Here is a 12,362-nt window from a genome sequence, read left to right as displayed (position 1 = left end):
AAAAGCTGTTACATTAGTGACATAAGATGAATTGAAAGGCATTTACACATGTCGTTTGAACAAAAACCGAAAGTCACAGTCATTTTAGCGAATTTAGGTACGCCGGATGAGGCCACTGTTCCTGCGGTTCGCCGTTTTCTAAAGCAGTTTTTATCTGATTCACGTGTAATTGAAATACCGAAATTCATTTGGTGGATTATTTTAAATCTGTTTGTTTTACCTTTTCGCCCAAAAAGGGTAGCAGATGCCTATGCTTCGGTATGGTCAAAAGATTCGCCCATGCGTGAAATTGTGTTTGAGCAAACTCAACGTATTCAGGCTTATTTGCAGCGAGAAAATAATCAGTTTGATTTAACCGTGATACCGGCGATGACCTATGGTAATCCCGGTATTGATACAGTTTTAGAAAAACTGGCAGCTAACCCGCAAGAGCATGTCATTTTATTGCCTTTATTTCCTCAATATTCAGCCACTTCTACAGCACCGTTATATGATGCTTTTGCCAAGTGGATTCCAGCCCAGCGAAACTTGCCAGGTCTAACAATTATCAAAGACTACTATCAGCATCCAATGTTTATTCAGGCATTGGCAGAAAGTGTTTTAGCTTATCAAGAGCAACATGGTAAGCCTGAAAAACTGTTGATGTCATTTCATGGTATTCCACAGCCTTATGCAGACAAAGGCGACCCTTATGCAGATCGTTGTCGCATCACAGCAAAGTTAGTCGCTGAAGCCTTACATTTAAAAGATGATGAATGGGCAATTAGCTTCCAATCACGTTTTGGAAAACAAGAATGGGTGAAGCCTTATACAGATCAGCTTTTACAAGATTGGGCGAAGCAAGGTGTTAAGTCTGTTCAGGTATTAAGCCCAGCTTTTTCTGCCGATTGTTTAGAAACACTTGAAGAGTTAGCTATTCAAAATGCAGAGTTGTTTCAAGAAGCAGGTGGTGGTAGCTATGCTTATATTCCTGCTTTAAATAGCGATCAGGCTCATATTGATTTGCTTGCAGGTTTAGTTCAGGCTAATCTTGATGCCCTTACTTATACCTTAGCCCACCGTTAATTGCGTTTTAGCCAGAGGTTCTTATGTTGCAAGTCAAAATTGTTCCAGTTACTGCATTTGCCCAAAATTGTTCCCTTGTCTGGGATAGTGAAACAAAAGAAGCAGTTTTGATTGATGCTGGCGGTGACGCTTCAGTTTTGATGAAAGAAGTTGAAGCCTTAGGTTTAAAGGTGAAAGCTCTTTGGCTCACTCATGGGCATTTAGACCATGCAGGAGCGGTGGGTGAGCTTGCCAAAGAATGGAACGTTCCAGTTATTGGGCCACATAAAGAAGATCAGTTTTGGCTAGATATGATTCAGGAAGTTTCAGCACGTTATGGTTTTCCAATTCCACAGCCTGTAAAAGTCGATCAATGGCTTGAAGGTGGCGAAGTGCTAAAACTTGGCGAAGATGAGTTTGAGGTACGTTTTGCTCCCGGTCATACACCAGGACATGTTATTTTCTATAATAAAAATCATGGCTTGCTTTGGACTGGTGATGTCTTGTTTAAAGGCTCAATTGGCAGAACAGATTTCCCGCGTGGTAATCACGATCAGTTGATTGAATCGATTAAACGTGAATGTTTTAGTCTGCCAGATGATACTCAGTTTATTTCTGGACATGGTCCGATGAGTACCATTGGCTATGAGAAACAATTTAACCCTTTTGTTGCAGGTAAAGCGGGTTAATCCTCGTAATCATCTTCATTTTGACTACCCTTGTCATGCTGAGGCGCATCTTGGGTAGGCAGTCTATATTCATCATTTGCCCAGGCACCTAAATCAATTAATTTACAGCGTTCAGAGCAAAATGGACGAAATTCGTTACCTTCCCAAACACTTGGTTCACCACAACGTGGGCAGGGGAATGTACGTGGCATAAAGCGATATCCTCAAAGTGAAGAGAAATAGATTAGGCAAAAGTCAGGTGACTTGTTAGACTTATGCCGATTTTTATTTAGTTTGATGTGATTATGCAGATTCGTCAATTTCAAGCACAACGTATGCAAGCGCCTCGCGATTTTACCCAAATTGAAAATACCCCGATTTGTGTAGAAATTGGAGCGGGCAAGGGTAAACATGCTTTGCTTTTTAGCGGGCAACAGCCGCAGCACACATTGTATGCAATTGAACGAACCCGAGAAAAATTCTTGGCAATGCAAAAACAGCATGGTCTGGAACCAAGAGATAATTTAATCCCTGTGCATGCAGATGCTTTGCCGTGGGTGGTACATGCACTACATCCTGCTCAAGTTGAACATTTCTTTATTCTCTATCCAAACCCAGAACCACATAATCCAGCACAGCGCTGGTTGAATATGCCATTTTTTGAGTTCTTAATCTCTCGTCTGCAAACAGGTGGAACCATTACTTTGGCAAGTAATATTCCTGAATATATTGAAGAAGCTGAACAACAATTAATTAATGTCTGGAAGCTGCCTTACCAAAAAGAAAAAATTGCTCAAACATCTGCACGTACTCATTTTGAAATTAAGTATTTAGAACGTGGAGAACTTTGCCAACAGCTTGTGATCACTAAACCTGAAGGTTACAGCACACGTTTTGATGAGTTTGCCCCATTACAAGGTCAAGTGCATGGCGAATAAGCGGGTTGCCATTATTGGTGCAGGTCCGGCTGGTTTAATGGCAGCTGAGGTACTGAGCCAATATGCTTATGATATTGATGTATACGAGCAGAAACCTTCAGCTGCGCGTAAGTTTCTCATGGCAGGTAAAACGGGGTTAAACATCTCGCATGCCGAACCTTTAGCGCAATTTATTGAGCGCTATGACCGTGTAGAATGGCTCAAACCGTGGGTGGAAAAATGGGATGCAGTCTGGATTCAAAATTGGATGAAAAGTCTGGGAATTGAATCTTATGTGGGTACTTCAGGTCGTATTTTTCCTGTCGAAATGAAAGCAGCACCTTTACTGCGTGCTTGGCTAAAACGTTTGGCAGAACAGCAGGTTAAATTCTTTTATCGTCATCGTTGTATTAATTTGCAAGGCACAACGGTAACTTTAGAAAACCAAAATAATCAAAGCACTGATACCTTTACCCAGCAATACGATGCAGTAGTATTGGCTTGTGGTGCTGTGTCTTGGTCACAATTAGGTAGTGATGGTGCTTGGCAGCAATGGATGGATCAATCCAATATTGAAGCTTTTCAAGCGAGTAATGCAGGCGTATTGCACGCTTGGTCAGCTTTTATGGAAAGCTGTTTTGGTGAACCTTTAAAACGTATCAATGCGTGGGTTGAACCCAGCCAAGTTAATCATGGTGATATTGTGATTACTCACTATGGGTTAGAAAGTGGTGTTATTTATAAACTTGGACGTGCTTTACGAGAACAACAGAAACAAGGGCAAAGCTTAAATTTGTTTTTAGATTTATTGCCTGATGTAGAGTCGTCACAGTTAGTTAAAAAATTACAGGCTAGCAAAAAACAATCGCTCACCAATATTTGGCGTAAAGCAGGCTTAGACACAGCCAAGATTAACTTAATCAGAGAAGTGGTCGATAAAGCGCTATGGAGCCAACCAGAGATTATGGCTCAGCAGATCAAAGCGCTCCAAATTAAGCTAGAAGGGTTTAGACCCATTGAAGAAGCGATTAGCTGTGCTGGTGGTGTTAAGCAGAATGCATTAAGTCAAAGCTTAGAGCTTACACAAACCTCAGGTGTTTTTTGCTGTGGTGAAATGCTCGATTGGGATGCGCCTACGGGTGGATATTTACTTACAGCATGCTTTGCTACAGGGCGAGCGGCTGGTGAAGGTGTGCATTCATTTTTAGAGAAATAACAGGATAATTTGGTGCTATGTTTGATATGTGAAAAGTGTTATTTTTGAGCAATCAATAATAATAGGATTTACGAGAACATGTCTCAAGCATCACCAGTTTATCAAGGAAGTTGTTTATGTCAGGGTATTCGCTATGAAATTAAGGGCGATATCGGAGATATTATTCAATGTCACTGTCAACGCTGCCGAAAAGCCAATGGAACAGCATTTGCCACCAATGCTCCAATCAACAGTGCAGATTTTAAAATTACCCAAGGTGAAAACCTTGTCAAAAAATTTGCTGTGAACGGGGTGTATCGTTGGTTTTGTAGCGAATGTGGCTCACCTTTGATTAGTTCTCGTGATGCGCAGCCTGAATTATATCGTTTAAGAATAGGGACCCTTGATACAGTATTAGACAAAAAGCCGACAATGCATATTTTTGCTGCTTCTAAGGCGGAATGGGAATGTATTCAGGATGATTTACCACAATTTGCTGAACGTCCATGATTTAAAAAGTATGTTTAAATCAAATTTTAGATGATCTAATATACTTGAAACAGGGAGATGGCATTCCTCCCTTGAAAAACCGCCATATTGGCTAATGATGCCTACGTTGCCCTCATGTATTTATATCGCTGGGTACGTAGGTTATTGCGTACTCTGCTTATTTTTTTTGGAGTACGCCGTGTCATATTTCCCTTCATTATTTTTTGCTCTTTTAGCGTCTATCTAAGGGGGTTGTCCTATGTATTACTCTCTACTTTCAATTGCTTTAGGCTCAGTTCTAGGAGCATGGTTGCGTTGGTTTTTGGGTCTAAAACTCAACCCGATTTACCCGCAGATTCCACTTGGTACTGTCACTGTTAATTTGGTCGGTGGTTTTATTATTGGTTTTGCAATTGCCTATTTTGCTCAAAGTGATTTAAGTCCGAACTATAAGCTTTTTGTGATTACTGGTTTTTGTGGTGCTTTAACTACCTTTTCAACGTTCTCGATTGAGATCGTCACTTTATTACAAAGTGGTAAGTTGGGCATGGCGATGTTGGCTATTTCTATTCATTTAATTGGGTCGTTAATTTTTACGTGTTTGGGTTTGGCGACTTATCATTGGGTAGCGGGGCATTGAGTTTTTATATTTAAGAATTGACCATAATTTCAAGTTGTGAGAGCTCATCGAAGTTGAGTGTTGGGTAGGATTTTCACGACGGAGTCTTATCGTTGAGTTATCTAATGGAAGCAGCTAATTAAGTTACTTTGGTTTTGCCCAAAGTAACCAAAGGCATCTGTCATTCGCAGAACCTGTTCACTGAATCCATTTATCTTATGCTTTGCAAAAACGATCTTTTATTGACACCACGCAGGCTGCGAATGACGTTATCGCGTATCGAATGTAAGAGATTAACTAAATAATTTAATTAATAATTAGTCATTCACTATCGTGATAGACGGCATGGATGCCGTCGTTTCGCTGTGCTACATGGATGTAGCATCAGCGCAACAAAGGATTTTTGTTACTTTTCATCCTTGAAAAGTAAGCTTAGCCTATACAATCCATCATTTGGATATCACTTCCATTTAAGGCAGTGCTCATAATAAAAATTAAGTCGTTTCTATTATTTATTTAAATCTATTACTTTTCAGTTAAAGCCTGACCTTCAAACTTCACACCATCCCAACCATTTTGCATAAACTGACGAATATTTTGGTGGTCAGTTCCCTCCGGGGTAGCTAATACAGATGCGTAGTGTTCTGCAAATAAACTTAAAGTTTGTGCTTGGTCTAACCCTTGTAACTTGGCAAAAGAGAAAACTTTTGCACTGCCTTGATTTTCAGTAGCAGCGTTATGTTGCGCACCATTTTGAAAAGCCGTTGGAGTATGTTGGTAACGTGCCTCAATATGAGCTAAAACGTCTGAAAATTTTGCTGTGCCTGCTTGTAATTGGGCAAGTAACTCTTGTGCCATAATCTTAAACTTCCTATCAAATGGGGGTTAAGCATAGCATTGAATACATGCTTTGAAAGCTTGGCAATTATAAAAATTGAGGAGTTATTGAAAAAAATCAGAAGAGTTTTTAGACAAATTGTGGATAAGTTTTCTTTTATACACAGTTTAGAAATGATCGAAAAAATGCACATAAAAAAAGAAGCCTAAGTGGAGGAGATAGTCTTAGGCTTCCAATGATTTAAGTGTATTGGTCAAATCTTAACGCAAGATTAACTCTTACGATTAAAGCGAGCGAAACGTTTATTGAAGCTTGCTACACGGCCTTCGTTACTTGCTTGACGTACTTCACCTGTGTAGAAAGGGTGTGATGCACTTGAAATATCAAGAGTGACATAAGGGTAGACTTTCCCTTGATACTCTTTGGTTTGTTTAGACTGAAGAGTACTACCAATTAAGAAGTAGACGTCTGCATTGGTGTCATGAAATAACACTTGTTGATAAGCAGGATGAATATCTTTGCGCATGAGAGATTGTCCTAAATTATTTTTGATTAAAGAAATGTTATAACATAACAATTAAAAAGTCAATGTAACCCATAAAAGGCTACACTGATCAGTAAATTAAGTTAGTTAGAAGGTGGTACAAGCTCTTCAAATAGATCGTTTAGATTGTCATGAACTTTTAAGTGAATCAGGTTCCAGTAATGTCCTGAAATGGTTCTGTTGACCATTAAAGTATCTGGTGATGGTTTAAAGACATCCCAATACTTCAAAGATTTTTTCACAAGTAACATGCCATCATGATGTGATGAGTTCTCTGCAAAATTATAAGTGGTGGTAAGCGGACGTAATAATACTTCAATCCAGAGTTTATATAGATCACTCGGGAATTTGCCTTTTTCAGCAAGTGAATGTAGTTCAAATAATTCTGTTTCGATTAGCTCAATATTTTCATGGCGAGCTGCATTTACTAAGCATTTAAAGTGCTGCACGATTTCATTTGAGAGCGTTTTAACACTGCCATAGTCATAAATAATGACACTACCATCTTGGCGGAAAGCAAAGTTACCCGGATGAGGGTCACAGTGAAAACGTTTTAAAAAGAACATTTCCTGACCTAAAGCACGAATCAAGCGGCGTCCAATGGTATTTCGAATTTCGATAGGCCAAGCGCTGGCAGTTTCAATGCTATCACCTTGTTCGAGACTCAAGGTTAAAATACGTCTTGAAGAGTAATCTTTATAAACGGTCGGGATGATAATTTTGTCATCTAACTGGCTATGGAATGTTTTGAAAACTTCAAGGTTTTGAGCTTCGATTTCATAGTTAAGCTCTGCTGACAGACTATCTTGAATCTCTGCAAAAAGCTGATCTTGTAGCTTTTTATCAATTTTAAGCACACCCATTAAACGAAGTGCCAAACGTACTTGTTTTAAGTCACTTTCACAGGCTTCATCAACACCCGGATATTGCACCTTAACCACGACTTGTTCACCACTTGGCAAGACAGCTTTGTGAACTTGTCCAATTGAAGCAGCTGCAAAAGGTTCTTGATCAAAAGATTTAAAGGCAACATTCAGCGGCTTTCCAAGCTCACGTTCAACTTGTTGCTGAATAGCAGCAAAGGGCATAGGCGGAGCTTGGCGCTGTAACTTAGAAATTGCTTTAGCGACCTCGGGTGGGAAAATATCTTTATATTGTGATGCAATTTGGCCGACTTTCATGACGGCACCTTTCATTTCGCCTAAGGTGTCGGCAATTTGCAAACCAATATCCTGAAATAGCTTAGTTTTTGAAGCCAGCTTTTGCTCTTCATCTGCGGTCAAGTTTCGAATCGAGTTAGAAACGGTTTTCGTTGCAATGCTCGCGGTCATTCCTGCAAGTTTCATAAATCGTTTGCCGGGTGAACTTGCATTCTTTGCCATATCTTCGATACCTCATTGACTACAACATAATATTGCCTAGTTTTGATCATAGGTGACAAAGCTTAAAAAGCCTATATGAAATTGTTTATCTCATGTAAGAAATTTTTCGAAAAACAAAATGTTATTTTTATAGTAAAAAATATGAAAAGCTTGTGAAAATCCATTTCATAAACAAAGCTTTAATATCTATAAAGTGCCTGTTTTTTTGGTGGTAATGTGAATGACAGGTTAAATAAAAATAGAGATAACAAAAGTTATGACAAGTTTAAGTTCGGCCCATGGGCGGTCTCAGGCGGTTCCTTTATCTGTGTTTGAGCAGTCAAAAGATGCGCATATTATTCGTTCTGATGAAGAGGCAATTGAGCTTGCCAAACAACTTGCTCAAGAGTTTGCACAAGAAGCATCTGAGCGAGACAAAGAGCGCCGTTTACCTCTAAACGAAATTCAACAGTTCTCACAAAGTGGCTTATGGGCTATTACGGTTCCCAAGCAATTTGGTGGTGCCCAAGTTAAATATCGAACCTTGGCTGAGGTCATCAAAACAATTGCGAGTGTTGACCCATCTCTTGCACAGCTTCCTCAAAATCACTTGGCTTTTATTGAACATTTACGCCTTGATGCAGGCCCAGAACAACAACAATTTTTCTTTAACTTAGTGTTGAGAGGGATTCGTTTTGGCAATGCCTTTTCAGAAAAACATAGCAAAACGGTGGCTGACCTCACTACCACATTACGAAAGACCGAGCACGGTTATGAAATTAATGGCAAGAAGTTTTTTGCAACAGGTGCATTGCTTGCGCATTGGGTTCCTATTGTCGCTGTAAATGAAGAGGGGCAACCTTATGCGGCGCTAGTTCCTCGGGAAACTTCAGGGGTGAATATTATTAATGACTGGTCTGGTTTCGGGCAAAGAACCACGGCCAGTGGAACCGTTGAACTTAATCAAGTTCCAGTACGTGAAGAATATCTAATTCCGATTTATCAGGCTTTTGAGCGTCCTACCCCAGCAGGTGCAATTTCACAATTTATTCAAGCTGCTGTTGATGCTGGTATTGCACGTGGCGCAATTGAAGAAACAATTCACTATGTCAAAAATCATAGTCGTGCATGGGTCGATTCAGGTTTGGAAAAAGCGAGTGATGATCCCTATACGATTGCAAACATTGGTGATTTAAAAATAAAACTTCGTGCGGCAGAAGCGGTATTAGATTTAGCAGGAGATGCGATTGATCAAGCGATTGCCGACACGACAGAAGAGCATGTAAACCAAGCCACATTACTGGTTGCTGAAGCAAAAGTACTCACTACAGAAGTTGCGATTTTAGCAGCGAATAAGCTTTTTGAGTTGTCTGGAACACGGTCAACCTTGTCTGAGCTTAATCTGGACCGCCATTGGCGTAATGCGCGTACTCATACCTTGCATGATCCAGTGCGTTGGAAATATCACATTGTCGGTAATTACTACCTCAATGGCATCCATCCACCTCGTCATGCATGGAGCTAAAGTGAAGAAAAAATAAGATTAGGAGAATAAAGATGACGATTACCCAAATTGAATTAGAAGAACTATCTGTAGGCGCCGATTATGAAAAGGTCGCAAGTAGATTTCGCCCAGTTTTTGAAAAAATTGCCCAAGGTGCAATTCAGCGAGAAAAAGAACGAATCTTGCCTTTTGAACCGATTCAGTGGTTAAAAGAACTCAAGTTAGGTGCGGTACGTGTTCCGGTTAAATATGGTGGAGATGGGGTGTCATTACCGCAACTTTTCCAGCTTTTAGCAGAGTTAGCACAAGCAGACTCGAATATTGTGCAAGCTTTGCGTGGACACTTCGCTTTTGTTGAAGACCGCTTAGTTGCCCATAAAGAGCACTCACAAGAGGTTTGGTTTCAGCGTTTTGTACAAGGTGATTTAGTTGGGAATGCATGGACCGAAGTTGGAAATGTGCAAATCGGTGATGTCGTTACACGAGTAACCAAAGATGCTTCGGGCAACTTGGTAGTGAATGGTGAAAAGTACTATTCAACGGGAAGTATCTTTGCTGACTGGATCGATTTATTTGCTTACGATGAAGTAAATGACCGCCATGTGATTGCTGCTATTTATCGCCATGAAACAGGCGTGAGTGTGATTGATGATTGGGATGGCTTTGGTCAAAAGACGACGGGTAGCGGTACTTTAAAAGTACATCAGGTTCACTTGCCGGCTTCGCACCTTATTCCATTTGACCAGCGTTTTAAATATCAAACTGCTTTTTATCAAGTCGTCCATCTTGCAACTTTAACGGGTATTGCACATGCGGCAGTAGAAACTTTTAGTCAGGAGATTCGTGAGAGAAAACGTATTTTTAGTCATGGTAATGGAGACATTGTTCGTCATGACCCACAAGTTTTACAGGTGGTGGGTAAAGCCTCTGCTCAAGCTTACGGAAGTCTAGCAATTACGATTAAAACAGCTGAAGCATTGCAGAAGGCTTATGAAAGTCACTTTAGTGAGTTAGAGGTGAAAGAACATCAGTTTAATGTAGATGCAGAGCTTGAGTCGGCGCAAGGACAGGTGGTGATTTCTAATTTGGTACTCGATTTAACCAGCCAATTATTTAATGCTTTGGGCGCGTCAGCAAGTAGTCAGGTCAAACAACTCGACCGTTTCTGGCGTAATGCTCGAACGGTGTCTTCACATAATCCGCTCATCTATAAAGAAAAGGTGATTGGAGATTGGGAAGTAAACCGTACCGATTTGCCCTTTGTCTGGCAAATTGGAGCAAGCCCGCGAGCCAAGTCTGCATAAAATAAAAAAGCCGATGAATAATCGGCTTTTTTATTAGGTTTTGCTTAAACGTTTGGTATTTAAATAAAGCCTTGAAAGTAATAAAACACAAGCAATGCTTAAACCAATAATTAAGCCTAACCATACGCCAGCTACACCCCAATGGGTATAACGTGCTAAATAAAGTCCGATAGGAAAAGCAATCACCCAATATGCCATGAGTGTAATCCACATCGGTGCTTGCGTATCTTGCATCCCTCTTAAACAGCCTGCGGCACTCACTTGCAATGCATCCATCAGCTGATAACCCATTGCAAACCAGAGTAAATACATGGCAACAGGAACTACATCTATATCTTGAGTATAAACCGAGACAATTTGTTCACGACCTAGAGCAATAAAAGACATGGTCAATAAGGCAAAAAATATTGCCGTGCTTAGACCAATCTTTTGGACTTGGTACATCGAAGCCCAGTTCTTTTCACCATAATAGGTTCCCACACGAATGGTCAGGGCAATCGCAAGTGAAAGCGGGATCATAAACAGCACAGAGGTAACTGAAATTGCAACTTGATGCGCTGCAATAAAGACTTCACCTAGTGGGCTAAGTACCAATGCACCTGTACTAAAAATACTGACTTCAAAGAACACGGCTAAACCGATGGGTAGGCCAAGCTGTAAGATTCTTTTTACCCAAGTCAGGTTAATTTTATCGAATCTGCTAAAAATAGACGTGTTACGGTAAGCCGAAGCTTTATAAATATAGCCAGCTAAAGTAATTAGCATGAGCCACTGTAAAATTGAGGTTGCAAAACCACAGCCTGCGCTACCTAATGCAGGTATTGGCCCTAATCCATGCATAAAAATCATGTTTAAAGGGATTAAAACCACTAAGGCCAGTAAGCTAATGACCGTTACAGGACGTGGATGGCCTAAAGCCTCAGAATAACCGCGTAGGGCTGCGTACATGGTCACAGCTGGCATGCCTAAACCAATCGCATGTAAAAATAAACTTGCTTTAGGCTGTAAGCTTTTTGGTACGCCAAACACATGTAAGAAAAACGGCATAAGCTGCAAAATGAGCATAGCCATTACGCCTAAAATGATGGCGACCCATAAGGATTGACGAACAATGACAGGAATTTGTTCTGTATTTCTTGCGCCCTTTGCTTCAGCGACCAAAGGTGTAGTTGCAATCATAATGCCACTGAACAGGAGCATGACTGGGATCCATAAGCCCACACCTACCGCAATTGCTGCTAAATCGGTTGCGGATAAATGCCCAGCCATAATAGTGTCAATTAACCCAAATCCCGCTTGAGCAAACTGGGTAATTAAAATCGGTAGCATTAAGTGGAAGAGTTGTTTTAATTCAGACCGAAAAGATGTGACATTCGACACAAAAGGTACTCTTTTTAAATATAAAAATGAAGCTAACGTTGCAAAGTGAGTAACACACCGACAAAGATGATCACGCCACCCAGAAACCGTTGCCATGTAACAGGTGTCTTTTCTGTACCTAACCAACCAAAATGGTCAAGCAACATTGAAATGAGCAATTGCCCAAAAACGACTAGCCCTGTAAAGGTTAAAAAACCAAGTTTAGGTGCAGTATAAATGCTCATGCTAATTGCATAAACCCCAAGGAATCCTCCTGTCCAAAGAAGCCATGGAATATTTGATATTTCACTTAAAGAGGGCTTTTCGGCACTTTGGAAAAAAACCATAACGGCTAAAACAATAGTACCTATGAAAAATGATAATAAAGCTGCTTGCAACGGTGAGTGTAGTTGCTCGCGCAGTTGAGCATTGATTGCAGTCTGAAAAGCCATGGCAACACCGATTCCCATAGCTAGAGGTAAGACCAGGAAAAGTTGACTAGAGAATTTCATCATTTTTA

General features: G+C 40.4%; 14 protein-coding genes and 1 riboswitch. Of the genes, 8 read left to right on the top strand and 6 right to left on the bottom strand.

What is annotated here, in order from left to right; translation table 11 throughout:
* The first annotated feature begins 48 nt into the window (after positions 1-48).
* Positions 49-1,065 carry a ferrochelatase gene (gene hemH / locus ACTJJG_RS05495; protein WP_069120429.1) on the top strand — a complete coding sequence of 339 codons (1,017 nt, stop codon included), beginning with the start codon at positions 49-51 and terminating at the stop codon, positions 1,063-1,065.
* 23 nt (positions 1,066-1,088) lie between these two features.
* On the top strand, positions 1,089-1,733 hold the full coding sequence (locus ACTJJG_RS05490) for an MBL fold metallo-hydrolase (RefSeq protein WP_069122127.1): 645 nt from the start codon (positions 1,089-1,091) through the stop codon (positions 1,731-1,733).
* Here the strand turns inward: ACTJJG_RS05490 and ACTJJG_RS05485 are convergent.
* Positions 1,730-1,924: a DNA gyrase inhibitor YacG gene (locus ACTJJG_RS05485; protein WP_069036481.1), complete on the bottom strand. Its 195-nt coding sequence runs from the start codon at positions 1,922-1,924 to the stop codon at positions 1,730-1,732. The genes ACTJJG_RS05490 and ACTJJG_RS05485 overlap by 4 nt on opposite strands.
* Before the next feature lie 87 nt (positions 1,925-2,011).
* Here ACTJJG_RS05485 and ACTJJG_RS05480 point away from each other — a divergent pair, with 87 nt between their 5' ends.
* The 4 genes from ACTJJG_RS05480 to crcB all read left to right on the top strand — a co-directional run bounded on the left by ACTJJG_RS05480 (position 2,012) and on the right by crcB (position 4,953).
* Positions 2,012-2,650 (top strand): SAM-dependent methyltransferase, encoded by a 639-nt coding sequence (locus ACTJJG_RS05480; protein ID WP_081318687.1) that lies wholly within the window; start codon positions 2,012-2,014, stop codon positions 2,648-2,650.
* Positions 2,640-3,845 carry a TIGR03862 family flavoprotein gene (locus ACTJJG_RS05475; protein WP_069120422.1) on the top strand — a complete coding sequence of 402 codons (1,206 nt, stop codon included), beginning with the start codon at positions 2,640-2,642 and terminating at the stop codon, positions 3,843-3,845. The genes ACTJJG_RS05480 and ACTJJG_RS05475 overlap by 11 nt, the downstream gene beginning before the upstream one ends.
* A gap of 78 nt (positions 3,846-3,923) precedes the next feature.
* Positions 3,924-4,334 (top strand): GFA family protein, encoded by a 411-nt coding sequence (locus ACTJJG_RS05470; RefSeq protein WP_017398757.1) that lies wholly within the window; start codon positions 3,924-3,926, stop codon positions 4,332-4,334.
* A gap of 44 nt (positions 4,335-4,378) precedes the next feature.
* A riboswitch (Fluoride riboswitch) is annotated at positions 4,379-4,445 on the top strand.
* Positions 4,446-4,572: 127 nt separating this feature from the next.
* Positions 4,573-4,953: a fluoride efflux transporter CrcB gene (crcB, locus tag ACTJJG_RS05465; protein WP_019768038.1), complete on the top strand. Its 381-nt coding sequence runs from the start codon at positions 4,573-4,575 to the stop codon at positions 4,951-4,953.
* A 504-nt stretch (positions 4,954-5,457) separates the two neighbouring features.
* Here the strand turns inward: crcB and ACTJJG_RS05460 are convergent.
* From ACTJJG_RS05460 to ACTJJG_RS05450, 3 genes are all read right to left on the bottom strand, one after another.
* Positions 5,458-5,790, bottom strand: coding sequence for a HopJ type III effector protein (locus ACTJJG_RS05460; protein ID WP_002114866.1), 333 nt, complete (start codon positions 5,788-5,790; stop codon positions 5,458-5,460).
* A gap of 251 nt (positions 5,791-6,041) precedes the next feature.
* Positions 6,042-6,296, bottom strand: a complete 255-nt coding sequence (locus ACTJJG_RS05455; RefSeq protein ID WP_002114896.1) for a type B 50S ribosomal protein L31 — start codon at positions 6,294-6,296, stop codon at positions 6,042-6,044.
* A 101-nt stretch (positions 6,297-6,397) separates the two neighbouring features.
* Positions 6,398-7,696 carry an ABC1 kinase family protein gene (locus ACTJJG_RS05450; RefSeq protein WP_044101311.1) on the bottom strand — a complete coding sequence of 433 codons (1,299 nt, stop codon included), beginning with the start codon at positions 7,694-7,696 and terminating at the stop codon, positions 6,398-6,400.
* A gap of 256 nt (positions 7,697-7,952) precedes the next feature.
* Here ACTJJG_RS05450 and ACTJJG_RS05445 point away from each other — a divergent pair, with 256 nt between their 5' ends.
* Positions 7,953-9,200 carry an SfnB family sulfur acquisition oxidoreductase gene (locus ACTJJG_RS05445; protein WP_002114788.1) on the top strand — a complete coding sequence of 416 codons (1,248 nt, stop codon included), beginning with the start codon at positions 7,953-7,955 and terminating at the stop codon, positions 9,198-9,200.
* A gap of 32 nt (positions 9,201-9,232) precedes the next feature.
* On the top strand, positions 9,233-10,483 hold the full coding sequence (locus ACTJJG_RS05440) for an acyl-CoA dehydrogenase family protein (RefSeq protein ID WP_002115020.1): 1,251 nt from the start codon (positions 9,233-9,235) through the stop codon (positions 10,481-10,483).
* A gap of 33 nt (positions 10,484-10,516) precedes the next feature.
* Here the strand turns inward: ACTJJG_RS05440 and abeM are convergent, their stop codons facing one another.
* Positions 10,517-11,863, bottom strand: coding sequence for a multidrug efflux MATE transporter AbeM (abeM, locus tag ACTJJG_RS05435; protein ID WP_005079254.1), 1,347 nt, complete (start codon positions 11,861-11,863; stop codon positions 10,517-10,519).
* A gap of 32 nt (positions 11,864-11,895) precedes the next feature.
* The gene (locus tag ACTJJG_RS05430; protein ID WP_032062896.1) at positions 11,896-12,357 is read right to left on the bottom strand and encodes a DMT family transporter; all 462 of its coding nucleotides are present in this window, start codon (positions 12,355-12,357) and stop codon (positions 11,896-11,898) included.
* Between the last annotated feature and the right edge of the window lie 5 nt (positions 12,358-12,362).

Source organism: Acinetobacter sp. 22512 (genome assembly GCF_052044755.1).
GTDB lineage: Bacteria > Pseudomonadota > Gammaproteobacteria > Pseudomonadales > Moraxellaceae > Acinetobacter > Acinetobacter pittii.
This window is presented reverse-complemented; position numbering and strand designations above follow the sequence as displayed.